Here is a 23,132-nt window from a genome sequence, read left to right on the forward strand (position 1 = left end):
AGTGGCCGGTTAGCCCGGTCTATGATTTTCAGCATTTTACCAGACCCCCAGGCATAATACGAAGGTCTAGCCGATGACGAGTGGCTGCTCACGGTCACTCGGCGATTAATCGTCGCCGAGAGCGCAAGGTGCCTCAAGCGGGCGTGTCCGCGAATTCCGTGTTCGTAGAAATCAATGAGAAGCGCTCGCAAGTGATGCCATTCATCCTCGGAATTTATCGGCAGTTCTTCTTCGAGCTCGCTCAAGATCTCGACCACGCTAGGGTAGTCTTCGACAGTTTGCTGATTTCGCACTGCACACTCCACGATCTTCCATTGACGAAATGTAGGTCCTCGAGAACAGTTTCAAGCAGCGTCCCTTGAATTCAAAGTGCGGGGTGATTTAGAACTCGACGCAAGACATGAGCGTTCTAGCAACATCCAAGAGCAAATCAATCGGTCACCGCTCCTCTCTGCGTACTTAGCAGGGACTCTTGATCGGCGTCGAGCCGGTTATCGTAACCGGATTTCCGCATAGCATATTGTTGGCTTTAACCAGCCATAATTCATTGCGCACGTGAGACCGAAATGATCTGCCGACGAAGCCAAAGCGACCCCGCATCACTTTGGGTGCGAGCATGCCAAAGCATTTGGTAGCCAAAGCCTTCAAGTTCGACTGGTGTCCGGAAGCTAATCAGCCCGTGTGGTGAAGCCAACTCGCTAGCCACCCGTTCTGGGATGGTCAGGATGAAGTCTGTTTTGGACGCGATCACTGCTGCGGTTGCAAAATAGGGCAACCACATTGCGATCCTTCGGGATCGACCGAGTGCAGCAAGTCGGTCGTCCAGTTCGCTTGTCCGGCCCCCGAAAATACTAACGAGTATGTGCGGAGGATCTAGAAAATCGTCGAGGTGCGGCTGGCCGTTGTTAAGGCGACTTGCAAGCGGATGATCTGCTCGCACAAACGAAAGATAGGTTTCATTGAAGAGGATGGTACGCTGCAAATCGTCTGGCACTGGGTCATCGCTGTAAAGGACGACATCCACATCGCCGTTGGAGGCGCGGCGAAATGTATCTTGCGAAAATGGTAGCACTTCAATTCCGGCATTGGGGGCTTCTGCGGCGAAGACAGCAGCGAGCGACGGCAAGACTGCTATAGCGCCATAATCAGTCGTAGCGATGCGAAAGATGCGGTTGCTCGTACTGGGCGAAAATTCTTGCGAGCCAAGCAAGTCATCGAGGTCATGCAGTAACTTGGAAATCGAGTCCGCTAAAGCCTCCGCCCGCGGCGTCGCAACGACACCTCTTGCGCCTTTGATAAACAACTGATCGGCAAAAACATGGCGAAGACGCCCTATCGCCCTGCTGACTGCAGGCTGGCTCATGTTGAGCTTTTGTGCGGCGACAGTGACGTTCCGCGTCTGAAGGACCGCCCTGAGAACAACGAGCAGATTGAGGTCAAGGCGTCGTAATTCGTTAAGCGGCATAGTAGATATCCGGATCATGCATTAGACACATCATGACGCCTTCTCCATTGTCTGTCGAATAATATTAATGGAAAGAGGAGGCCTCCATGCAAAATGATCGCGCCCATAGCAGCGTGCGGCGACAAATATTGCAAGCGATGGCTACGATGCCAGTCGCAGCCTTGGGGTCCTTTTCTTTTAACGCGCAAGCAAGAGCAAAAGGATCTCCGAGCATGACAAGTATTTCTTCAATGGCACTGAACGCGGGCGCCTATCAATCCGAGCGAGTAAGTTTCGAAAGCCACGGGGCATCGCTCGTCGGTCTCCTGTTTAAGCCGACGGCTGCACAACCCCCATTCCCAGGCGCCGTCATCGTTGGTCCATTTGGATTTGTAAAAGAACAATCTCCGATGGAATACGCGACGAGGCTCGCACGCGATGGCTTCGCTGCGTTGATTTTTGATCCGCGTTTCAGCGGCGAAAGCAGTGGAGAGCCCCGGCGCTATGAGAGTCCTCACGCTAAAATTGCCGACATCAATGCCGCCATCTCCTTTCTTGAAGCTCGGGCAGACATCAGCAACGAAGGTATGTTTGCGCTCGGAATATGCCAAGGGTCCTCGGAAATGATCGCAGCAGCGTCGGCCGACGCCAGAATTAAAGCCCTCGCGACAGTTTCGGGCCAATATCTTTTCAAGGAAAATCTAGAAGGATTTTTGGAGGCGGCGGTCTCGGATTGGAAGCGCGCATCGCTCGTGGTCAGGCAGCTAGGGCTAAGTTTGATACGAGCGGCGAGGTCGATTACACGCCCGTGGTGAGTTCGGATGATAAGAACGTTGGTCTACCTTGGCCAGAGATCTACGACTGGTATCACCCCTGGACCACATCAAAATGGGGTGAGCCCAGTCGCTGGGAGAATCGCTACACAACCATGAGCGACGCCGAGGTTTGGACGTTCAACGTCGATGACTATGCTGCAAAGCTGCAGTGTCCGACGCTGATCATTCACGGTGAGCGATCCGACGGCTTCGAAGCGGCCGCGCAGCACGTATTCCGTAAGGTACCCGCGCAAAACAAAAAGCTCATCATCGTCGATGGGGTGTTTCATACGAGATTCTACGACGATCCTCTCGTAATCGAACCCACGGCAACGGAGGTCGCCAAATGGTTCAAAGACAACGTTAAGTGATTCGAAAAACTATCCTCGTTTCTCCCTTTGCGCTGTCGCCGTTGCGCCTACTCAAGCGGCCGTCTTCAAATCGTGGAACGCCATCCGGTAACGTCAATTGGTGACGGAGTTTCAAAATTTTTTATCATCTCCCCGAGACCGCAACTCGACAACGTGCTCACGGATGATTGGGTGGATGTACCGCAGACGTCGAGTTGGGAGCCGGGCCGCGAATGGATGTGCGCTGACGGGAACAGGGTTGTCGTCCGCTTCGACTATCACCGCACCGCAGCGCGGCGCTTCTGCAGGCATCGCCGCTACGGAGGCGCGTTCGAATCGTGGTGATCGACAATCATGAAATTTGCAACGGGCAACTTGTGAATTTGGCACCTAGAGGATTGGCTGACCGTTCTCTTTCAACTCCGAGCAAAGCCACCGATATTTTGTGGGCGGACGAAGGGCGAGCTTATGGACTACTATCAAAATATTCTTGATGCGACGACGCGACATCGAAGTCAGCATCGTTGCAAAGCGTATCCATTCGGTGACGGCGTATCGTTAGGCGTACTGGCAGCTGCCGCTGGCGCGCGCCGGATCGTTGAATGCGGGACGGCGCTCGGATACACCGCGTGCTGGTTCGCGAGAGGTAGCACCGTGGCGTCAATCGACACGATCGATTTCGACGAGCAGCATGTACTGTTGGCACGCGAGAATATCGCAGAAGCCGGCTTCAATGATCGAATCACTGTCCACCACGGGACTTTCCATGAGATCCTCCCGAGGCTCACGTCCGGGTACGACATAGCGTTCTTTGACGGTTTCGCGCCATCGCTTCAGGATTTGAACTTGCTGGCGTCGTCGCTGCGCGTTGGAGGAATGTTGATCAGCACCAATCTCGGGCTCGGTGGTCGTGAGACTGCCCAATACCGTGAGATGCTCGCCAATCCAGCAACGTGGATGACCAGCATGATGGCAGAAGGCGGACGGACCGCCGTCAGTGTCAAGCTCAAGGCTTGAGAGGAGACTAGATATGTATGCAATAACGGGTGCTAACGGACAGACTGGTTCGGCTGCAATGCGCTACCTTCTCAAAAAAAACGTTCCCGTTAAGGCGATCTTACGCAAAATGGAACAAGGCCAGCTTTGGATTGAAGCCGGCGCGGAGGTGGCGGTCGTTGATCTGCTCGATACAGATGCGCTGATCAATGCATTCCGGGGCGCGCGTGGCGCCTATCTTATGAATCCACCCGCTTATGCCGACCCTGACATTTTTGGTCACTCTGCGGCGGTTCACGCATCGCTGATAGCCGCGGCAGAGGCCGCCGCTCTTTCTCATGTGGTTGCTCTGTCGTCGGTCGGCGCTCAGCACACCGATGGCACTGGCAATATCAAGACAACCCACGATTTGGAGCGTCGGCTGACCGTATCGAAAGTTCCAGCGACGATAGTGCGCGCTGCGAACTTCATGGAAAATTGGAGTTGGTCGCTTGAACGAGTTAACTCAGATGGTGTGCTGCTTTCGATGTTCTCACCGCTTTCCAGGCGTCTTCCCATGGTCTCGGTAATGGACGTTGGCAGAGTGGTGGGCGAGCAGCTATTGGCGGGCACCGCCGCACCCTCGCTGATTGAACTTCATGGACCGAAAGATTATTCGCCAAACGATGCCGCTAGCGCTCTGAGCGAAATACTTGGTCGTCCAGTTGAAGCTGTTTTATTGCCGCCTGCTTGCTGGAATGAGGTATTCGCCAAGGCAGGGTTCTCCACGAACGCTATCAAGGCATTCTGCGAGCTTTATCGAGGGTTCAACAATGGTCACACAGCGTTTGAGGGCCGAGGCGTCACGATGCGCGGCGAAACGACACTCTCTGACGCCCTACGCCTAATCGTAGACCGTTAATGTCGGAGCCGGATATCCCGGCATTGGCGACGGCTCTCCCTGAGATAATTTCTAGGTCAAACGCATCGATAATGAACGCGAGACGAACCACCTCGCCATTCCAGCAAGTGAACTCAAGCCGTCCGAGCACCAGCGGAGATTAGACCGCATCACCATGACCTTGCCCTCGTGCACACGGCCTGTCCGCACCGCCGTGTGTTTCTCGAGGATCATAGCGTGGGTGGCCTTGGTGGGATAAACCCGTTTGCGATTGACGACGGGCATATAGGCAGCTCGCCGCTGCCTGCTGAAAGGGCAGAGATTCCCCAGCGATAAAAGGGCTTGGCGCAACTCCACGTCGCCGCGCCGCAGAGGAAACGGTGTCATCGGCGGCTTCTTTCCTCGATAATCTGCAGTTTGCGTTCCGTTGTCCAGTATTAGATCAACCTATCGAAACACCTTCGATATAGGTTATCTGAGCCTTCTTGCTTGGACACGAAGTCAGGATTAGTTGCGCAAAGGGCTGTGTCTCTGGGAGCTCCGCGATTACTCAAGCAGCAGCAGCATCGAAAAGTGCTAACGCATCGCGAAGCAAGGTCTTGATGAATGTGGTACGTCCATCCTCGCGGTAAGCTGGGTGGAAAATCAACCGCATTGGCAGGGGCGGCGTATCAAAAGGCATCTTCCTTGTGATCAATTCGGCCGGCAGTAAGAACGTGTTTCGTTCTGGCATTGTCGTCACTAAGTCAGATTGGCTAATGATTTGGATCGCCATTTGGAAACTGGGCACAGTTCGAGCGATTTGCCTGAACAGACCATGTTCGATGAGAGCGTCATCGACGTCGCTCCGCGTTGAACGCCCGCGGGGAACGACAAGTACGTGGCTTTGGTCCGCGTAAGCACGCGGGCTCCAGCGCATTTTGACGAGACGGTGGTCGCGCCGCGCGACGCAGACGTAGCGGTCCAGATAATAATCCTCAGAAAGCAGATTATCCCCTTCCATTGTTGCTGCAAATGGCCCCGACGGCCCGACCAAAATGCCCCCCGACTTCTTCAACCAGTCAGCTACATCGAGCGGAATAGCTGCGACGGTTAACTTAGCCAGCGGCGCCCGTTCGCGAACGAGGCGGTCTAGGTGTGGAAGCAAGATTGCGGCAACGTGTTCGGACAGCGAGACGGGAAGTTCACCAGCGAACCCGCGCGCTTCAAAAGGCCGAGCAGTTCTCAGCAAAAGCTCTGCGCAGGCGACAACATCACGTGCCGGAGCTCGTAAATCCTCTGCGATCCGGGTTCTGACCAGGCCGCGGCCTCGCTTCACGAGAAGTGGATCTCCAAGATCTTCGCGTAGTCGACGAAGTGCGTTACTTGTCGCGGCGGGAGTGATGTTCAATCGTGCCGCGGCTCGCCCGACATGGGCTTCTTCCAGCAGGAAATGAAGAGCTTTTATGCGATTGAGGTCAAACATCGATATATTCATAGTATGAAGCATAGGGCTTCGAACAATAAATTTGAATAGGGTAATCAACGATTATACAAAGTCTTCCATGAAACAGTGCGCGGAAACATTCAATATCTCCGGACCTGGGTCTGGAATCCGTCGCAACGCCTTGAATGGCAAGTGGAGGGTTATAATGGTTCGAAATCTCCTATCAGCAGTATTAATGAGCTTAGCGGCACATGCGGCTACACCAGCCTTCGCCCAAGTATCCGAAAGAAATATGGCACGAGCCTTGGAAGCCGCTGACCGTGCCGAGATCGCAGAGTTGAGTGCCCGTTTCGACAACTCTTTGGACTCAGAAGACGCTGCTAGATTCGTGGCAACTTTTGCGACAGAAGGTGAACTCGTAGGCTTTTGGGGTACAGCAAAGGGTACCGAGGAACTGCGGCAGGCCCATACGTTCATGGTGTCGACTTTTTCTAAGAACAAACGGCACGTCGTTACCAATCACGAAATCTCGATCAATGGTGATCGAGCCAGCATGTATTGCTACCTTACCGTCTTCGACCGCGTCGGCCTCGCTGTGACAGGCACGGCAACTTTTACGGATGAATTGATCCACACTCCTGAAGGTTGGAGGTTTGCTCGACGCATCTTGAAGGCTGATCCAAACGTTGATCCTATCATCAAGCAGCTTGGCACGACGAAGTAGGCCTGTCGCTGCAACGATATCGAGACATCGGCCGTGTCGCTGCCTCTCCAAGAACCACAGCACGGATCGCGTCAACCGATGAGGGGTTGGGACACGGACGTCGTATCTTCTTTCAGACGGCCGAAGTTCCGCACTCTATCGGAAGTAGATCTGGGGCATCTTGTGACGCGCATGGTTGCGGGGCGGACATGCTTCATGTCAAACTCGCCGCGTTTCGGTCAGCGGGCACTTGAGACCTGCTGGCCGGCTCTGGGACAGGTTGCTGGCCGGAACCAGGTCCGTTGGCCGCGCAATGCGCGGTAGGCGAGATATTTGTGCGCTCTATCGTTCCTGCGTGGAGCCGCGATCTCATTAAGGGATGGGAAGCAGCGATGCGGGCGACGATCCATTTCGCCGCTGGGAAGTAACTCTAAGAAGCAACGAGTAGGCAAAACAGGGTCATTATCTGCCGCCACGTGTTCGGGGCCTCAAGGGTTGGGAGGACGCGGTCTCCGAGCCAGTGAAAAGATGTACGTTCTGTCGCAGGAACATGATTTGCGTGCCCGCGTTTTTCCAGCAACGTCACCAAAACCTAGAAGTCCGGCGCATGAAAATTGATTTAGCGAACAAGCGCGTCCTTGTAACGGGAGGCAACTCTGGAATAGGGGCAGCGATCGCGCGCGGCTTTGCGGAAAATGGTGCAAAGGTAGCGATCAATTATCTAGTTGATTCTGATGAAGCGCGGCGGATGGCGGTAGAGCTCTCGACGGACGGCGCTGCGGCTCTGGCATTGAAGGGTGACATCAGCCGCTCTGAAGACGTCGAGCGGATTTTCTCGACGCTGGATGATGAGTGGGGCGGCATCGACATCTTGGTCAACAACGCGGGCATCGACGGAAGCTATTCCCTTGGATGGGAAACCGACTTGGCGGATTGGGACCATGTCATGGACATCAACCTGAAAGGCACATACCGATGCTCGAGAGCGGCATTGAAGCGGATGATTGAGCAAAAGTCTGGCGTGGTACTCAACGTCTCCAGCGTTCACGAGGCTATAGCCTGGACAGGCTATAGCGCCTATACGGCCAGTAAAGCTGGCGTTTCAATGTTATCGAAATCCCTTGCCCAGGAAGCAGCTCCTTTTGGCGTCCGTGTACTCTGCATCGCCCCCGGTGCAATCCGCACGCCGATCAATCGGTCGGTATGGCAGGACGAAACGAAGTGCAAGGATCTGCTGACGAAGATTCCGCTCGGCCGCATCGGGGAACCTCAAGATATCGCGAACATGGCCGTCATACTCGCCTCTGACGTCGCCGGATACATCACTGGGACGACGATATTCGTAGATGGCGGCATGACGGACTATCCCTCGTTTTCACACGGTGGGTGAACAGTGGCGCTCCGCATAGAAGATTATGGCCTGATCGGAAACATGCTTTCCGCAGCTTTGGTTGGACGCGATGGATCGATCGATTGGTTATGCCTGCCGCGCTTCGACTCCCCGGCTTGCTTTGCCGCTTTGCTTGGGACGCCAGACAATGGGCGATGGAAGGTGGCGCCGCGCCAAGCGTCGTCGGGCTGCAGTCGCCGCTATCTCACGGATACCGGCGTATTGGAAAGCCGGTTTGAAACAGAGACGGGCGTAGTCACAGTCACAGATTTCATGCCTGTTCCTTCTCTTGATCGCTCGCCCGATGTCATCAGGATCGTCACTGGCGTCTCCGGCATGATCGAAATGGAGATGGAAATCACGCTGCGGTTTGAGAATGGTCAGGCTGTCCCTTGGGTGAGGCGAAAGGACTACGGGCTAAGCGCCATCGTTGGGCCACATGCCGTCGAACTGATTACTGATCTGCCCTTGAAGGGGCAGGACCTCAAGACCACAGCGGTTTTCCGGGTAAAAGCTGGCGACAGCATACCTATGACCCTGTCGTATCATCCTTCGAATGAGCAGCCTCATTTTATCGCCGATCGCCGAGAACTTCTCGATCAGACCAAAAGCTGGTGGCGCGAATGGGTCAAACGTGGAACTGCTCATGAACTGCCGGAGAGCCTGCGTGAAGCGGTTGTTCGCTCTCTCATCACGCTGAAAATGCTGATCTACGGGCCGACGGGCGGTATCGTAGCGGCGCCGACGACCTCCCTGCCGGAGGCAATCGGTGGGCAACGCAACTGGGACTACCGCTACTGCTGGTTACGGGACTCCGCTCTGACCCTTTATGCCCTGCTGAATTCCGGCTATCGCGAAGAGGCGCGAGACTGGCGCCAATGGTTGCTGCGTGCGGTCGCGGGTTCACCCCAACAATTGCAGATCATGTACGGGATTGCCGGAGAGCGTTGGCTTCCTGAGTTTGAGGTGCCCTGGCTTTCTGGTTATGAGGGCAGCAAGCCAGTCAGAATAGGCAATGAGGCCGCTGGCCAAGTGCAGACAGACGTCTTTGGTGAGCTGGTTGAAACTCTTCACGCTGCGCGTGAGGCAGAGTTGCAGCCTCAGGAAGAGGCATGGCGACTCCAGAAGGTCCTGCTTGGCCACCTTGGCGCGACATGGCGAGAACCAGACAGGGGGATTTGGGAGGTTCGAGGTCCGCCACGCCTGTTCACTCACTCCAGAACCATGGCCTGGGCTGCCTTTGACCGCGCGATCATTAGCCATGATAAATACCAGCTTGAAGGGCCAGTGTCGAGCTGGCGCGAGCTGCGGCGCCGTATTCACGACGACATTTGCAATAACGGCTTCCACGCGAGGAAAAACAGTTTTGTTCAGTATTTTGGAGGCGAAACGCTTGACGCTAGCCTTCTTCTCATGCCGCAGCTTGGATTTCTTCCCGCCGACGACCCGCGCATAGTAGGCACTCTTCAAGCTGTAGAGCGGGAGCTTTTGCACGGGGGACTGGTCGCGCGTTACTCGACCGGCGAAACGGATGACGGTGTCGGCGGCAGGGAAGGGGCGTTCTTGGCATGCAGTTTCTGGCTCGCCGACGCTTATGTTCTTGGCGAGCGCCATAAGGATGCGCGCGAAATGTTTGACCGCCTGCTTGGGCTGCGCAACGATCTTGGACTTCTCGCCGAAGAATATGACGTTAGCAGTGGCCGCCTCCTCGGAAACTTCCCCCAGGCTTTTTCTCATATAGGCCTGGTGAACACTGCTCATAACCTGGCGAGCATCGAAGGCCCGGCAAAGCAGCGGATAAATAAAACCGCGCCAAACGGGCGGAAAGGCCTGCAGAAAGAATAATTTCGACGGTCGCCCAGATAAGGCGTACGTCATCCTCCCAGTTTTGAAAGCACGAAGGCGCACAGAAAGCCGACGACGGTGATCAATCCTGCATACTCGTGCGTCTCTGCAAACGCCTCCGGGATCATTGTGTCTGCTATCATAGCGAGTATAGCGCCAGCGGCCAAAGCTGTCGTTCCAGCGATGATGTCTGGGCTTGCTCCCGCGAGAGCAACGTTCCCGACCAAGGCCGCCAATCCAGAGGCAAGAGCTATACATCCCCAGACACAGAAGATGTAGCTCGCAGATCTGCCGGCATGGCGCATGCCAGCGGAACTCGCCAGACCTTCCGGGACATTCGACAGGAAGATTGCGGCGACTGTCACCAAACTCACGCCGGAACCACCAAGTAGGCTCACACCGATCACCACCGACTCCGGGATGCCGTCGAGGAGAGCGCCAATCGCGATCGCCAAGCCGGAACCATCCGCGGCATTCTGCTGCTTCTGCTCTTGGTGATGCCCGGAGCGCTTTCGGTGACGGGCACCACGTCGGTTCAAAAAGACGTTCGCCGCTGTGTAGATCGCCGCGCCGAGCAGGAAACCGAGTGCCGTCGAATCGAACCCTCCGCGAGCAAATGCCTCGTCCATCAACTCGAAGGCAACAGCAGAGATCAATACTCCTGAGCCGATTGCCATGACTGCGGCAATTATGCGCTGGGGCAGGTTAGCAAGAAACGGTATAACCGCTCCTATGATAAGGGCCGATCCGCCCACGAGGCCCCACAGGCCGGCTTGTAGATACATTGGCACCCCTAACTCCCCTACGTAAACGAAACGGACAACCCGAAGGAAGACTAGTTCCGCGCTTTCGATCATGCAAAAGCCGCAAACCGGGAACTTTCGCGCGAATGGTAAGCGGGTCCCAGGAGCAGCATCGAGATAGCTCGCGCTAGCTATGAGGACAAACCAAGTCTTTAACAACCGGATATGTGACCCTGTAGTCGCGATTCACCAGCGCCCCGGGAGTTAAGCTTGCACGATCGATGCGGGATTGTCCCATTATGTGGAATACGGTTTCATCCCGTGCGAGAAGATTATCCGCGATCAAGCGGCGATGGCAGCGCCACCACACGGCCTCCGAGCACATAATAGCACATACGCAACTTTGCCCGCGCTGGACAAGGTCACTCAGGCCTTCATGGAATGTATCGGAAAGTGCATAGTCAGCGTAGTTGTGGAAGCTTCTATTTTTCCAGAAGGCGTTCAGCTCGAAAGGTATCGTACGTGCCTTCGATCGGAGACCGCCCAGTGCGTCCAATCGGCGATATGCTATGTGGTGATGCAGTAGTGCATCCGATAAAACATCTGAATTGAACTGAGGGTTCGTCCGCGACATCGGCATCTTCCGAACATCAACGACGCATTCCACCTGCGGCGCGCGCAGAAGATCCATGAACTCCTGCAGGGATCGGTTTGAGTGTCCGATCGTGTAGATTGGCAGGCGTCCAGGCGTTAGGGCAGTCATGGTGTACCTCGCGGTCGTTTCGCGCTGCTTTGTCCGCTTTCCTCAGGTTCTTTCTCAGTCGGCTTCGGTAGTTCACAAAGGCTCTCCATCACCTAACGCTGAGTGAGCAACTGTGGTTCAACGCTTCACTCTGCCGCGGCAATGGTGTGGAAAAATGCTTGCCCGGGCGCCGCAGAGGTATGCCGGAAGACTCCTGCAGGATTGTAAGTGAACTTCTTCCAACCCACCCTCTTGAAACATGGTGCGGAATTCCGATCCTTGATGGTCTGCTACTTGCACTGCTGAGCATACGGTGAGACTTTGCTGCATGATCGTGCGGCAGGGGCGCGAGGCACCTGCAGTTGGAGGAAAAAGTTGACAATAAGAGAATTGGAGAGCGCTCGAAGCAATCGGAAGACCACGGATGTCGACCGGTTCGTCGGAGCGCGTGTCAAAGCAGCAAGGATGAACCAGGGCTGGTCGCAGACCGCTTTGGCAGAGCGACTTGGTGTTTCATTTCAGCAGGTCCAGAAATACGAGAAGGGCTCGAACAGGATAAGCGCGGCCGCCATGGTGACGATAGCGGGACTGTTTGAGCTCCCTCTAAGCTATTTTCTTGGCGAGCAGGAAGCAGTAGCAAATGGAAAAGATCCTGAGGCTAAGGCAATGCCCGCGAGCAGGCTAGAGTTCCGGCTGCTCAGCGCATTCAGAAACTGCCCGCCATCCCTCCAGGCACGGTTCATCGCTCTCATGGAGGCCGCCGCAGGCCTACAGCCTGACGATCAGTAGAATGCTACAGCACTTAATCCCGTTTGGCGCAGCCTCTGCCATGCGACACGTTCTTAACTCGGATGCAGCGGGATGATCTTCTTCGCACTCTCGTTCAGCTTGTCTGCTGCAGCAAAGGCGGGGCCAAGCTCCTCTACCGCAAATGGCTTTCTCACAACAGGTGTTTCCGTCTGCAAGCCACCCTCCAGGGCGTCACTGTAGCCAGTCATCAGGACGATAGAGACATCGGGATGATCGGCTTTGAGATGGTCTGCAAGTTGAAGCCCGGACATCTGGGGCATCATGACATCGGAAAGAACATGCTTCAGATTGGGGTTTTGACGCAATATAACCAACGCCTCGGCGCCACCAGTTGCGGTCACCACTTGAACGCCTTCCACCTCTAGTGCCAACTTGCAGGCGTCAAGCGAAGCTGCGGTATCGTCAACTACCAACACGCGACGCGGAAGAGAAGGCCGATGCGATATCTCCAGAGAGACATCAGCCAGGGCTTTGGCGCGGGGAAAGACGAGCATCACCTCGGCACCATGACCCTCCACGCTATTCACACGGACGTCTGCACCGGTTCTCTGGGCAAAGCCATAAACCTGGCTGAGTCCTAGACCGTTCGATTTCGGACCCTTCGTCGTGTAGAACGGCTCAAAGACCCGATCAATGCGGTCAGCCGGAATGCCCTGACCGTTGTCTATAAGGCTTAACGAAACCGCACCCTCACGCATCGATCGGGCCATTCCCGAGGGTTGCGGTATATTTCGTCCGCGAATGACCAGTTTTCCTCCGTCTGGCATCGCTTCTTTTGCGTTTGTGGCGATATTGACGATAGCGACCTCCAGGCCCTGGCGATCGACCGTGATCGGCCATAGGTCAGGATCTAGGTCAATTTCCACAATTATCCTGTCATTGACAGCCTGGCGGACAAGTTCCTCAAGCTCAGAAACACGATGCTGAATGTACAGGGTCTCAGCCTGCTGCGTCGAACGACGCGTAAACGAGAGCAATCTCTCGGTAATGGCCTTTCCGCGTGCAACGCCATCGGCCATGAGATCGATCGTGGTCGCGAACTTGGTCTCGTCGAGCCGCCTTCTTTGCAGTCCGTTGATCCCGGCCTGGAACACCATCAGCAGGTTGTTGAAGTCGTGTGCCACGCCGCCCGTCAATTTCCCCAGCGCGTCCATGCGCTGCATGATGGCCATCGAAGCCTCTTGACGACGACGGGCTTCGAGCTCTCGCTGGAGCAGGATTCCTGCCGCGATACACAGGGCGGTAATGGCTGCCACCGCCGCCGCAACAAGTTCATAGCCCTCACGAACGACCCGTTGGTAAACGGCGATCGGGATTGCGACGTGGACTTTCCAGCCCGTCCCTGAAATTGGAAGAGCAGCTATGCGGACTTCTTCGCCATCTGCCAAAGACTGATCGGTTGCCTCTCCGTTCGCAGTCGTCTTCAATGCTGCGAAATCCTTTGCCGGGTCACCGACCGCAGACGGCGAGGCACGGGTCGCCGCAACAAGCCCGCCCTTCTCGTCTGTAACCCAGACACTCGATAGCGCCGGGTCGATGTTTTGATAGACGACGGCGCCGATGGCATCCGCACGCACCAGCGCACTGAGCACGAACACTGCCTTCTTTCGCTTTACCAGTATGCGTATCGGAAAAGCGGCCATTTCTTTGCTGGTACGGAACACATTGCCGACCACAGGCGCGCCGCTTTTGAACGCGAGTTGGAGGCTATCAATATCGCGGACCGTGGTTCTGGGCGGGTCCAAATTTGACGCGGGCTCGGACAGGACAATATTTCCCTGCAAATCAGCGACGTGCAACATTTCCCAAAGCGGCAATCGCATGCGGAACCGGCGAGCCAATTCTTCGAAGTTTCCCGGCTGTATCGGCGGATCAAGACGAGGCGTATCCGAAATAATCGAGAGCAACGCCTTTTGGGATTCAAGCTCACGGGCGATCGCCACTGACAGCGACTTCGCACTTTCCTTCAACTCGTCATCAAAACTAACTTTCTTCTCGCTGATGTAGAAATGCGCCATGATAGCGGCAGCGATAAGCACAGGAATCGTTCCGGCTAAGATCAAAAGCGCGAGCCAACGTATTTTTTTTCGCATCGAAAAACCGAGAATGTGAGCAATTTGTTGAGCCGACATAACGCCTATCCGCGGCACGGCAATAGTCGGTTGCGAACTAAAAATGGGCTGAAGCGCGGGCTGAAGTCAGCCGGCCTGGTGGAAACTGTCCGAAAAAATACCTGGGTACTCGCGCATTCGTTGCGCGTGGGAGAGAATAACCTACCTTTACTACTTGAAAGCATCGGACCAAAGTCTGACCCGGGGCTTTTCCAAGGAGTTTTAAGACCAGTTTAAGTCATCGTCATCTAGCCTCATCGCTGCAATTATGCCGATAGGGAGCTCGCGATGCTTGGCAGGATTAAGATAGCCCACAGGACTGTGTTCTTAACACTTCTTGCCGTCGTGTCGCTTCTATCAGTTTGCGCGATATTCATAACCGAGCGGTCGACTGAGCATTTTTACGAGGACAAGACGACGCGGATCGACGCGCTCAATCTTACGATGTCCGAACTAGACGGGATGTTCTTGCAGGTTCGCCGGCACGAAAAGGACTTCCTTCTGCGAAAGGATCAACTCTCGATACAAAAGCACGACGCTGCTTCGGCCGAGTTGTTGAATACAATCCAGTCTCTCCAGAAGTCGGTAGACGACCGCGACCTTCGTGAACTTCTCGACAAGGTGGCGGGCACTTATGCTGAATACAACAATCGCTTCAAGACGCTTGTCGCGACGAACATCAGGCTCGGTCTGGACCCGTCCCTGGGGTTGGAGGGCGCCATGCGGGAAGCCGTCCATAAACTGGAGACAAAGCTTCAAGCGGGTGGAGATGCCGATACGCAGATCTCGATGCTTATGCTGCGGCGCCACGAAAAAGATTTCATCATGCGTCGCGATCCGAAATACGCTGCGGCCCACGATGCTGAAGCCCAGCACCTGGCGTCGCTCGCGCCGCAGGCCTTTGGCGGGCAATCTGCGAAGGACGAAGCTCTGCGGACCTTGAGCTCATACAGGACATCTTTTCACGATTATGTTGCGGCGGCCAGCGATGAAACGGTCGCAAGAAAGAGCGTTTCGGAGGCGTTCGCGGTTGTCGAACCTCTTGTGCAGCAGTTCCACGATCGCGCCGCGGCAGTGAAGATCGCTCAAGAAGCGGCCGGGGCCGCAAGTGCCAAGGAAGCGCTTTGGCTTGCCGGTATCACCGTTAGCGCAATGATACTTCTACTCCTGTTTCTCTCGACATCGATTGGCCGGTCGATCTCCCGTCAGGTTCTGGACATGGCAAGCGCGATGCGTGGTTTGGCGGAAGGGCGGCTTGACACGCAGATACCCGGGCTAGGGCTCCATACGGAGATTGGCGCAATGGCTGGAGCAGTGGACGTCTTCCGCAAGAATGCGATTGAAAATGGCAGGCTTGAGCAAGAGGCCACGAACCAGCGCAATCACAGTGAAGAACAGCGTCGAAACTTGGCAGAGCAAGACCGTGTGCGTGCCATGGAGATGTTGCAGGCCACGCAGGGCCTAGCAGAAGGCCTTCGTCAGCTGGCCGCAGGCAATCTGACGTTCGAGCTAGATACGGCTTTCGCGGCTGATTTCGAGGGGCTGCGAACCGACTTCAACAGTGCTATGAGCCAGCTTCGCGCGACGCTCTCGACGGTTGCTCGTTCTACCAATGCCATCGATGGTGGATCGCGAGAGATCAGCACCAGCGCCGAGGACCTTTCAAGACGAACGGAACAACAAGCTGCCTCGCTTGAGGAAACCGCCGCTGCCCTGGATCAGATTACCACTAATGTTGCTAACTCAACCAAGCGGGCAGAAGAAGCTCGCGGCTTGGCGAGTGAGGCAAATGAAAGCGCTCGTCGATCGGGAGGCATTGTTGCCAGTGCAGTGACAGCAATGGGACGGATCGAGAACTCCTCCGGCCAAATAGCAAACATTATCGGCGTTATCGATGACATAGCGTTCCAGACTAATTTGCTCGCCCTGAACGCTGGTGTAGAAGCGGCTCGTGCAGGTGACGCAGGCAAAGGCTTTGCCGTTGTCGCTCAGGAGGTGAGGGAGCTTGCCCAGCGGTCCGCCAACGCCGCACGAGAAATCAAAGGATTGATAGAGCAGTCGGCAGCTGAGGTAAAAACAGGGGTCAAGCTTGTCAGCGAAACCGGCGAGGCGCTGAGGCAGATCGAGACATTCATTGTGGCGATCAACACCCACATGGCTTCGATCGCCACATCCGCTCGCGAGCAATCCATAGGACTGAGTGAAGTCAACACGGCCGTTAATCAAATGGATCAGGTTACTCAGAAGAACGCCGCTATGGTGGAAGAGGCAAGTGCAGCCGGCGCGACACTTGCAGCTGAAGCCGGGATGCTGCGGCAGGTCGTTGGGCAGTTCCAACTAGGGTCCGCGGAGGGGGAAGCTTCGTACCCCCACCCGGCGATCGCACCCGCGCAAATCCCTGTTCCATCCGCTGCTCGGCAAGCTATTGCCAAACTTGCAAGCGCCTTCACCGGCCCCGGTGGGCGTCTGAGCTCTGCTGCACGTTCATGAGCCAGCGCCCCCCGCGAGATAGTTGCGTTGCTAAAAGCAAAGCCGAGCTCGGAGCCAAGCCCGAGCCTTCAAAACCCGGCTGCCCTTACTCCCACGCGGCGCTCGAAAAACGAACCATCAAGTCGTCGGAACTCGCTGCAATCTCCTCCTACTATGACGTGGGGGTGTGTCATCCATCTGTCTCGGCATGACATGAGGCATTGAATTCTGCGGCCGCTGCGGACAATGCTCTGTCCCTGTGCCGTAAGATGGAAAAGCACCGTGGAGGAAGGTCAAGAGGGAGCCTTATCATCTCGCCGCTTGCTAAGAACGGCTCCACCACAGCCTGAGACAAGCACGCTACGCACCCGCCGCCCCTGACAGCGCTCAAAACGGCCTCATTGGACGGATGCGTCAAGACGACATTTAAACTTTCGGCGGCGAAGCCTAGGTGCTGTATAGATGTCTCGAAAAAGGAGCGCGTGCCGGATCCTCGCTCTCGGGTAACCCACGGGTATCGATTAATATCTTCTGCCCTTATCGTGGAATCTATCCAACCCGACATAGTGAAGACCAGCATCTGGTCTTCTGCGATTACTTTGGACGAGAGCAGCGGATGCTCGAATTCGCCTTCGATAAAACCGAGTTCCGCGTCTCCGGAAATAACAGCCTCTGCTACACTAACCGTGTTTCCCATCTCAACACCGACGGTGATGGCGGGGTACCTCTCGCGGAAGCGCATCACTCTTTGTGGAAGCCAGTAGTTCACAATGGTTTGGCTGGCCTGGATCTCGAGGTGGCCGCGGTGAAGTCCGGCTAGATCCGAAAGAAAGCGCGCTGCGGCGGATGCTCGCGATACTGTTTCTCGCGCCTCTTTGAGGAACGCCCGGCCGTTTGCCGTGAGTTGGATTCCTCGGCCAACCCTGTCGAAGAGCTGCACGCCGCTTGAATCTTCGAGGCTTTTAATCGACGCGCTCACCGCTGATGGGGTGAGGTTAATGGCCTCGGCAGCCTTCGTAAGATGCTGTCGCTCCGCAACTGCGATGAACACTCTAAGCTGTTCTAGGGTCATCGTTCAAACTTTCCGAATGAAGCACCAACAAACATCAGATGGATATCAAAGATTAGGAGAAGTATTCTCTCTTTCCGCCAATGTGGAGCACATAAATGTCGCGTGACACAGAAGTTTTGGAAGTCATTCCCGGGATCACACTCGCCGCGGCAATATCGATTGCCGCCTACGGCGGGGAGCGGTTGGAGATGTGGTTGTTCGGGGAGACCTGGGTCGATGGGTTGGTTCTCGCGATTGTACTCGGCACGCTGCTGCGCACAACCTTCGCACTGCCGAAGCAATATATGCTCGGCATCGGATTTTCGTCAAAGATCCTGCTTGAGGTCGCCATCGTGCTGTTGGGCGGAACTATAGGCGCGTCAGCGATATCTGCGGCGGGTCCTCTGTTGTTTGGATCGATTGTTGCGGTTGTTGTGGCGTCCTTGGGCCTGAGTTATGCTATCGGGCGCGCCTTTGGACTGGATGACAGGCTTGCGACGCTTGTATCATGCGGCAATTCGATCTGCGGCAATTCCGCGATTGTCGCTGCAGCTCCGGTAATCGACGCCTCTTCGGAAGATGTCGCATCCTCTATCGCCTTCACTGCGGTGTTAGGTGTTGCGGTGGTTTTACTGCTGCCGGCCGCATTCAAAATCCTAGGCGTGACACAGTGGCAATATGGAGTCATCGCTGGGCTAACAGTTTATGCGGTCCCACAAGTCCTCGCCGCGACAGTCCCTGTCGGAACGGTGAGCACTCAAATCGGTACACTGGTAAAATTGGTCCGCGTTCTTATGCTTGGACGGTTATTGTTTTGCTTGGTCTGAAGTCGGGCCGCCGCGGATCAGTTCGAATGAAGATGGGACATTTAGTGCCGTGGTTTATCGTTGGCTTTGTTGCCATGATTGCTTGCCGTTCCATCGGCCTCATCCCGGATGTGGCAGTTAGCTCCTTCAGAACAGCTTCTACAGCTCTCACAACTGTATCGATGGCTGCCCTTGGGCTTTCGGTCGACTTGCGCAGTGTGATGGCGTCCGGTGGACGTGTGCTCATTGCCGGCTGCGTATCAATCGCAATGCTGCTCTGCCTAGCGCTTGCCACTACCCATTTTTTGCCTCAGCCAATTGCTTAGTATGCTCGGCTGTTGAACCATGACTCTGTTTGCAGATTTCTCGCCGCTTCGGGTTTGACAGCAGTCAGGTAATTTCAGAAAAGCTCGTTGTAGCGAGTGTCGTAAGCCCACGGTGAAGGCCGTCTTGCGCTGACGTCCTGCTGACTGCCAGTCCTAATGGTAACACTAAGAGTAGTCATATGACGAAGCATCCAATTCAGGTGATCACGTCTGCACAGCGGCAATCTAGGTGAGATTCAGCGTCAATCAGGATGAGACTCGCGCCGGGGTGTGACGGAGTGAAGGCGGAGCCCGATTGTAGTCATATCCCGGAGCGGCGCAGATGATTTTAGGCGTCTCATGATCGCGGTCGGTTCGGTACATTTGCGGTTCTCGGGAACCTTGAGTGCTTGACATCGCTGGTAGGCGAAGCGATGCTGCTGAGATGTCAAAGTTGGAACAGTCCGTGCCCTTCCGCTTGTGCCCGATCGCAGGATCGTAGCCCGCTCCCGGTTGCCGTCGCGCCCCGGGCGACGGGTCTGTTTCACGTTCTTGCGCGACTTCCACCTTTCCAATTTTTCTGCCGCGGTTGTAGAACCGTGAAAATGGAGGCGCTCGTGACTAAAAGCACGCTAACTTCGAACAAGCCAGTTATTCTCGTCAGACAAGCCGACTATGGACGCCTTACGGCTCTGGCGCAGGCTTCGATGGACAAAGATATGGCCGTCGGAGATGAACTCATGGCTGAACTCGAGAGAGCAACTGTCGTAGTCGATGATGCGGCGGCTCAGCGGACGATCCAGATGGGATCAACAGCCACATACCGGACCGGGACGAGCGAACCTCGGAATGTGACGCTCGTATATCCGGGCGAAGCCAATATTGAGGAAAACCGAATTTCAATCCTGACGCCAATCGGGGTAGCGTTGCTTGGACTATCGAAAGCACAATCCATAAGCTGGGTAGCTCGCGACGGAACGACGCATACCTTGAAGGTTGTGTCGGTTGGAAAGTGATGATCGCTGGATGGAAATCTCAAGCGTGACGATGTCAGAACTGCGTCCAACGATCGGTTTCGACATTTGACTGTCAAGGAATTTGCCGGTAACTGATCCATGCGCAGCACCGGTGATATCATGTCAAACGCGATGTATTGTCTCGGCATGCGTGTTTTCGATTAGGAAATGGCCCGCCGCCTAGAGGGAGATGGCAGCGGGCCAGGAATGGCGACTGACATTGATCGCCACGGGTTTGCATCGTCCGGAATTTCAAATTTCACGCCTTGCCGCCTCGCGCGCCTTGTCTACAGACCTTCTGAATGTCCGAAACTCATAGGGGATCGGCCATCGACTTAGTCGACGCCGCCAAATAACCTCAAGCCAATGTACCCCGTCGTCCTGAGGTCTCACTGGATACCATGCATACCATAATCGCCAAGCATCCCTTTCCGATCTCACATCCATGGCGGCCCCTCCAAAAAAGCCCTTGAGCAACCCTGGTTCTTTCTGTAATGGAGAACCATCCATTGGAACCGTTCCGAGATAGAGATCAAATATTTGGACCTCTCGTCAATCGAAATCTTTCTCGCCGTGGCACGAGAGTCGAGCGTCACCAGGGCTGCGGCAGAGCTCGGTCGTGTTCCCTCGAACGTCACCACGCGTGTCCAGCAACTCGAAGAAGACCTCGGCGCTTCTCTTTTCAGCCGTGACGGTAAGAAGATGACGCTAACGGCGAAGGGCGAGGTGTTCTCAAAGTACGCCACTCGCCTCCTCGCTCTCGCGCTCGAAGCCAGACAGGCCGTTGGGCCTTTTGCTCCGAGCGGAGAATTGCGAGTGGGTACGATGGAAAGCACCGCGGCGAGTCGGCTCCCCACTGCGCTTGCCGAGTTCAATCGGATGTGGCCGGAAGTTTCCCTCCAGCTGAAGCTTGGCGCGTCCCAAGAGTTGCTGTCTGAAGTTGTCCGGGGGACGCTCGATTGCGCTTTAGTAGCGCGGCCGCCCAAGCAGGTCGCGGATGCAATTGCTTTCGAAAAGGATGTTTCGAAGCTGGACGCGAGATCCGTTTTCTCGGAAGATCTGCTGGTAGTGCTGCCTCTTGGACATAAGCCGATAAAAAACGCGAGTGACCTGCGTGTATCAGGCGTTGCAGCACTGGAGCCCGGATGTACCTATCGCCGGGCTGCCGAACGGTGGCTTGAACACTCCAGTGTTCGCACCATCGAGCACGGCTCCTACCACGCAATAATGGCCAGCATCTCGACAGGGGACATAGCCGGCGTGATGCCACGATCCGTCTACGATCTCATGCCTCATGCTGCCAGCACGATGCCGATCTCCCTAGGCGCGATCGAAACCATCCTGGTTTCGCGCAAAGATCATCAGCCCCAATCGCTGGCTGCCTTTGAAAAGGTGCTTTCGAGCACCCGAGACATCAATAGACATCATAGCACCTAACCTCCCGAGAGACACCCTATGCCCCAAACACCACTGCACAGTGGCGGCGAACTTCGCCCGCGTTACAGGATCTTTCAGCCAATCCTCGCTGGCGCGACGCTTCGCGAACGAATGGTCGGATGCTTGGGAGCACTTATCTGCATTGGATTGACGGGCCTGGTCAGTGGCTACTTTTTCGGAGCGGGTCCTCATTTGCCGTTCATCGTTGCCCCCATGGGGGCTTCGGCTGTACTGCTTTTCGCGGTGCCATCAAGTCCGCTTGCACAACCCTGGTCGATCATTGGCGGCAACACAATCTCGGCGTTTATGGGGATGGCCGCAGCTTATTTCATCAGCGACCCCATCATCGCCACGGGCGTCGGCGTCGCGCTGGCGATCGCAGCCATGTCTTTCACCAAAAGCCTTCACCCGCCGGGCGGGGCGGCCGCCTTGACCGCCGTGCTTGGTGGACCGGTTGTTGCTGGATGGGGCTTCCTTTTCCCGTTCATCCCTGTGGCCTTAAACTCGTGCATTCTCGTCGGCCTCGGACTGGTTTTTCACAAACTATCGCGCCGTAACTATCCGCATGTAGCGCAAAATGCGGCGGAAAACCTTCACAACACGCGGGACCGCCCGTCCTCGCTTCGCGTGGGATTCCGCGAAGAGGACCTTGATGCGGCCTTAGACACGCTTGAAGAAACGTTCGACATTGATCGCGACGACCTTTCGCGGCTGTTGCGTCAAGTCGAGTTCCAGGCCGCTATAAGGTCGCATGGTGAGATAAGCTGCGGAGACATTATGTCCCGCGATGTAATCTCGATCGATCTTAACGCTGACCCATCGGCCGCGCGTGGCCTCCTTCTGAAGCATAACATTCGAACCCTCCCGGTGAAGGACGAGCTCGACAAGCTGGTCGGCACCGTGGGACTGCGGGAGTTGCTTGAGGACGGCCATGCGATCACCAAGGTACGTGTGGCTGCGACCGCAAACGAGCGCGACCCCGCGATGTCCGTTCTACCAACACTAACCGATGGCGAGAGCCATGCCGTTATTGTGGTCGACGAAGAGCGTCACGTTATAGGACTGATTTCGCAGACAGACCTGTTGAGCGCGGTTGCCCGTTTGCTGCCCACAGACAAGACCACACAACAAAAGGCGGCGTGATAGCGAAGTCCTTCGCTTGATGTTATTTTCTATGACGTGTCGTACCCTGACTGGAGTCGAGATCCGTCAGAATACCATCGCTCAGGCTGTAAACCCATCCGTGGATGCGAAGCCGCGCTCCGTGATCCCAAGCTTTGCGGATTATCGGGGTCCGCGCAAGCTTTGCGACCTGATCAATCACCGACGCCTCGCAGAGCTTGTTGAGCCCCTCGTCGTCTTCAATGAGACAATCTTTGCATTCGAATGTCCTGCTTGCGACGTCACGGATGGGTTGCAGCCAGTGGTCGATGATGCCATGTGACCTGCCGTCGACTGCGCCCCTGATGCCGCCACACCCATGATGCCCGCACACGATGATATGCTCGATCTTCAGCGTCTCGATCGCGAATTCCAGCACCGAAAGTAGATTCAGGTCACTCGGGTGAACGAGGTTTGCGACGTTGCGGTGCACGAATACCTCGCCCGGCTCCAGTCCGGTGATGACATTGGCGGGAACTCGACTGTCTGAACAGCCGATCCAAAGATATTGAGGTCTTTGTATCGCAGCGAGCTTTTTGAAGTACGCGGGGTCCTGTTCCAGTCTGCCCTGCGCCCAAAGTCGGTTTTTTTGAAACAAATGGTCTAGCACTGAGATCTCCATCACGCTGCTT

At 55.7% G+C, this 23,132-nt stretch carries 19 protein-coding genes and 2 pseudogenes; 13 read left to right on the forward strand and 8 right to left on the reverse strand.

The genetic code is table 11. The annotated features are described in order from the left end of the window. Positions 1-544 precede the first annotated feature (544 nt). Positions 545-1,465 carry a LysR family transcriptional regulator gene (locus tag F2982_RS28115; RefSeq protein ID WP_203431450.1) on the reverse strand — a complete coding sequence of 307 codons (921 nt, stop codon included), beginning with the start codon at positions 1,463-1,465 and terminating at the stop codon, positions 545-547. 86 nt (positions 1,466-1,551) lie between these two features. On the opposite strand from F2982_RS28115, the gene F2982_RS28120 reads away from it, so the two are divergent. The 4 genes from F2982_RS28120 (at position 1,552) to F2982_RS28135 (ending at position 4,506) form a co-directional block, all read left to right on the forward strand. Beyond that, entirely contained in the window at positions 1,552-2,259 is a 708-nt protein-coding gene (locus tag F2982_RS28120) for a hypothetical protein (protein WP_203431451.1), read from the forward strand. 113 nt (positions 2,260-2,372) lie between these two features. Continuing rightward, positions 2,373-2,630 carry a hypothetical protein gene (locus F2982_RS28125; protein WP_203431452.1) on the forward strand — a complete coding sequence of 86 codons (258 nt, stop codon included), beginning with the start codon at positions 2,373-2,375 and terminating at the stop codon, positions 2,628-2,630. A 447-nt stretch (positions 2,631-3,077) separates the two neighbouring features. After that, complete coding sequence (locus F2982_RS28130) at positions 3,078-3,626, forward strand: class I SAM-dependent methyltransferase (RefSeq protein WP_203431453.1); 549 nt, start codon at positions 3,078-3,080, stop codon at positions 3,624-3,626. Positions 3,627-3,639: 13 nt separating this feature from the next. Continuing rightward, entirely contained in the window at positions 3,640-4,506 is an 867-nt protein-coding gene (locus F2982_RS28135) for an NmrA family NAD(P)-binding protein (RefSeq protein ID WP_203431454.1), read from the forward strand. On the opposite strand, the pseudogene F2982_RS28140 reads toward F2982_RS28135, so the two are convergent. Together F2982_RS28140 and F2982_RS28145 are read right to left on the reverse strand one after the other, a co-directional pair. Beyond that, positions 4,505-4,677: pseudogene (locus F2982_RS28140) on the reverse strand (IS3 family transposase); the annotation flags it as partial. The gene F2982_RS28135 and the pseudogene F2982_RS28140 overlap by 2 nt on opposite strands. Before the next feature lie 358 nt (positions 4,678-5,035). Further along, complete coding sequence (locus F2982_RS28145; protein WP_203431455.1) at positions 5,036-5,950, reverse strand: LysR family transcriptional regulator; 915 nt, start codon at positions 5,948-5,950, stop codon at positions 5,036-5,038. Positions 5,951-6,116: 166 nt separating this feature from the next. Between F2982_RS28145 and F2982_RS28150 the strand changes: the two genes are divergently transcribed. From F2982_RS28150 to F2982_RS28160, 3 genes are all read left to right on the forward strand, one after another. Continuing rightward, positions 6,117-6,635, forward strand: coding sequence for a nuclear transport factor 2 family protein (locus F2982_RS28150; RefSeq protein WP_203431456.1), 519 nt, complete (start codon positions 6,117-6,119; stop codon positions 6,633-6,635). 586 nt (positions 6,636-7,221) lie between these two features. After that, positions 7,222-8,004 (forward strand): glucose 1-dehydrogenase, encoded by a 783-nt coding sequence (locus tag F2982_RS28155; RefSeq protein WP_203431457.1) that lies wholly within the window; start codon positions 7,222-7,224, stop codon positions 8,002-8,004. Between the two features lie 3 nt (positions 8,005-8,007). After that, positions 8,008-9,849 carry a glycoside hydrolase family 15 protein gene (locus F2982_RS28160; RefSeq protein ID WP_203431458.1) on the forward strand — a complete coding sequence of 614 codons (1,842 nt, stop codon included), beginning with the start codon at positions 8,008-8,010 and terminating at the stop codon, positions 9,847-9,849. A gap of 29 nt (positions 9,850-9,878) precedes the next feature. Here F2982_RS28160 and F2982_RS28165 read toward each other — a convergent pair whose 3' ends face one another. Next, positions 9,879-10,634 (reverse strand): ZIP family zinc transporter, encoded by a 756-nt coding sequence (locus F2982_RS28165; RefSeq protein WP_203431459.1) that lies wholly within the window; start codon positions 10,632-10,634, stop codon positions 9,879-9,881. Between the two features lie 145 nt (positions 10,635-10,779). Then, the gene (locus F2982_RS28170) at positions 10,780-11,355 is read right to left on the reverse strand and encodes a DUF488 domain-containing protein (protein WP_203431460.1); all 576 of its coding nucleotides are present in this window, start codon (positions 11,353-11,355) and stop codon (positions 10,780-10,782) included. A 354-nt stretch (positions 11,356-11,709) separates the two neighbouring features. Between F2982_RS28170 and F2982_RS28175 the strand changes: the two genes are divergently transcribed. Beyond that, positions 11,710-12,123, forward strand: a complete 414-nt coding sequence (locus F2982_RS28175; RefSeq protein WP_203431461.1) for a helix-turn-helix transcriptional regulator — start codon at positions 11,710-11,712, stop codon at positions 12,121-12,123. A gap of 53 nt (positions 12,124-12,176) precedes the next feature. Here the strand turns inward: F2982_RS28175 and F2982_RS28180 are convergent, their stop codons facing one another. Then, positions 12,177-14,276 carry an ATP-binding protein gene (locus F2982_RS28180; RefSeq protein WP_203431462.1) on the reverse strand — a complete coding sequence of 700 codons (2,100 nt, stop codon included), beginning with the start codon at positions 14,274-14,276 and terminating at the stop codon, positions 12,177-12,179. A 267-nt stretch (positions 14,277-14,543) separates the two neighbouring features. On the opposite strand from F2982_RS28180, the gene F2982_RS28185 reads away from it, so the two are divergent. Then, positions 14,544-16,745: a HAMP domain-containing methyl-accepting chemotaxis protein gene (locus tag F2982_RS28185; RefSeq protein WP_246777721.1), complete on the forward strand. Its 2,202-nt coding sequence runs from the start codon at positions 14,544-14,546 to the stop codon at positions 16,743-16,745. 169 nt (positions 16,746-16,914) lie between these two features. Here the strand turns inward: F2982_RS28185 and F2982_RS28190 are convergent, their stop codons facing one another. After that, complete coding sequence (locus tag F2982_RS28190; RefSeq protein WP_203431463.1) at positions 16,915-17,796, reverse strand: LysR substrate-binding domain-containing protein; 882 nt, start codon at positions 17,794-17,796, stop codon at positions 16,915-16,917. 95 nt (positions 17,797-17,891) lie between these two features. On the opposite strand from F2982_RS28190, the pseudogene F2982_RS28195 reads away from it, so the two are divergent. From F2982_RS28195 to F2982_RS28210, 4 genes and pseudogenes are all read left to right on the forward strand, one after another. Then, a pseudogene (locus F2982_RS28195) lies at positions 17,892-18,907 on the forward strand (putative sulfate exporter family transporter). A 596-nt stretch (positions 18,908-19,503) separates the two neighbouring features. After that, complete coding sequence (gene rnk / locus F2982_RS28200) at positions 19,504-19,902, forward strand: nucleoside diphosphate kinase regulator (protein ID WP_203431464.1); 399 nt, start codon at positions 19,504-19,506, stop codon at positions 19,900-19,902. 540 nt (positions 19,903-20,442) lie between these two features. Continuing rightward, positions 20,443-21,339: a LysR family transcriptional regulator gene (locus F2982_RS28205; protein WP_203431465.1), complete on the forward strand. Its 897-nt coding sequence runs from the start codon at positions 20,443-20,445 to the stop codon at positions 21,337-21,339. Positions 21,340-21,357: 18 nt separating this feature from the next. Then, complete coding sequence (locus tag F2982_RS28210; RefSeq protein ID WP_203431466.1) at positions 21,358-22,482, forward strand: HPP family protein; 1,125 nt, start codon at positions 21,358-21,360, stop codon at positions 22,480-22,482. 22 nt (positions 22,483-22,504) lie between these two features. Here F2982_RS28210 and F2982_RS28215 read toward each other — a convergent pair whose 3' ends face one another. Beyond that, on the reverse strand, positions 22,505-23,122 hold the full coding sequence (locus tag F2982_RS28215; RefSeq protein WP_203431608.1) for a carbonic anhydrase: 618 nt from the start codon (positions 23,120-23,122) through the stop codon (positions 22,505-22,507). Between the last annotated feature and the right edge of the window lie 10 nt (positions 23,123-23,132).

It is taken from the genome of Rhizobium sp. BG4 (genome assembly GCF_016864575.1).
GTDB lineage: Bacteria > Pseudomonadota > Alphaproteobacteria > Rhizobiales > Rhizobiaceae > Rhizobium.

What these genes read in the sequence shown, in the direction of transcription:
- F2982_RS28115 (WP_203431450.1), bottom strand. Translation starts at nt 1,465, where the DNA reads ATGCCGCTTAACGAATTACGACGCCTTGACCTCAATCTGCTCGTTGTT.
- F2982_RS28120 (WP_203431451.1), top strand. Translation starts at nt 1,552, where the DNA reads ATGCAAAATGATCGCGCCCATAGCAGCGTGCGGCGACAAATATTGCAA.
- F2982_RS28125 (WP_203431452.1), top strand. Translation starts at nt 2,373, where the DNA reads ATGAGCGACGCCGAGGTTTGGACGTTCAACGTCGATGACTATGCTGCA.
- F2982_RS28130 (WP_203431453.1), top strand. Translation starts at nt 3,078, where the DNA reads ATGGACTACTATCAAAATATTCTTGATGCGACGACGCGACATCGAAGT.
- F2982_RS28135 (WP_203431454.1), top strand. Translation starts at nt 3,640, where the DNA reads ATGTATGCAATAACGGGTGCTAACGGACAGACTGGTTCGGCTGCAATG.
- F2982_RS28145 (WP_203431455.1), bottom strand. Translation starts at nt 5,950, where the DNA reads ATGTTTGACCTCAATCGCATAAAAGCTCTTCATTTCCTGCTGGAAGAA.
- F2982_RS28150 (WP_203431456.1), top strand. Translation starts at nt 6,117, where the DNA reads ATGGTTCGAAATCTCCTATCAGCAGTATTAATGAGCTTAGCGGCACAT.
- F2982_RS28155 (WP_203431457.1), top strand. Translation starts at nt 7,222, where the DNA reads ATGAAAATTGATTTAGCGAACAAGCGCGTCCTTGTAACGGGAGGCAAC.
- F2982_RS28165 (WP_203431459.1), bottom strand. Translation starts at nt 10,634, where the DNA reads ATGTATCTACAAGCCGGCCTGTGGGGCCTCGTGGGCGGATCGGCCCTT.
- F2982_RS28170 (WP_203431460.1), bottom strand. Translation starts at nt 11,355, where the DNA reads ATGACTGCCCTAACGCCTGGACGCCTGCCAATCTACACGATCGGACAC.
- F2982_RS28180 (WP_203431462.1), bottom strand. Translation starts at nt 14,276, where the DNA reads ATGTCGGCTCAACAAATTGCTCACATTCTCGGTTTTTCGATGCGAAAA.
- F2982_RS28185 (WP_246777721.1), top strand. Translation starts at nt 14,544, where the DNA reads ATGCTTGGCAGGATTAAGATAGCCCACAGGACTGTGTTCTTAACACTT.
- F2982_RS28190 (WP_203431463.1), bottom strand. Translation starts at nt 17,796, where the DNA reads ATGACCCTAGAACAGCTTAGAGTGTTCATCGCAGTTGCGGAGCGACAG.
- F2982_RS28210 (WP_203431466.1), top strand. Translation starts at nt 21,358, where the DNA reads ATGCCCCAAACACCACTGCACAGTGGCGGCGAACTTCGCCCGCGTTAC.
- F2982_RS28215 (WP_203431608.1), bottom strand. Translation starts at nt 23,122, where the DNA reads ATGGAGATCTCAGTGCTAGACCATTTGTTTCAAAAAAACCGACTTTGG.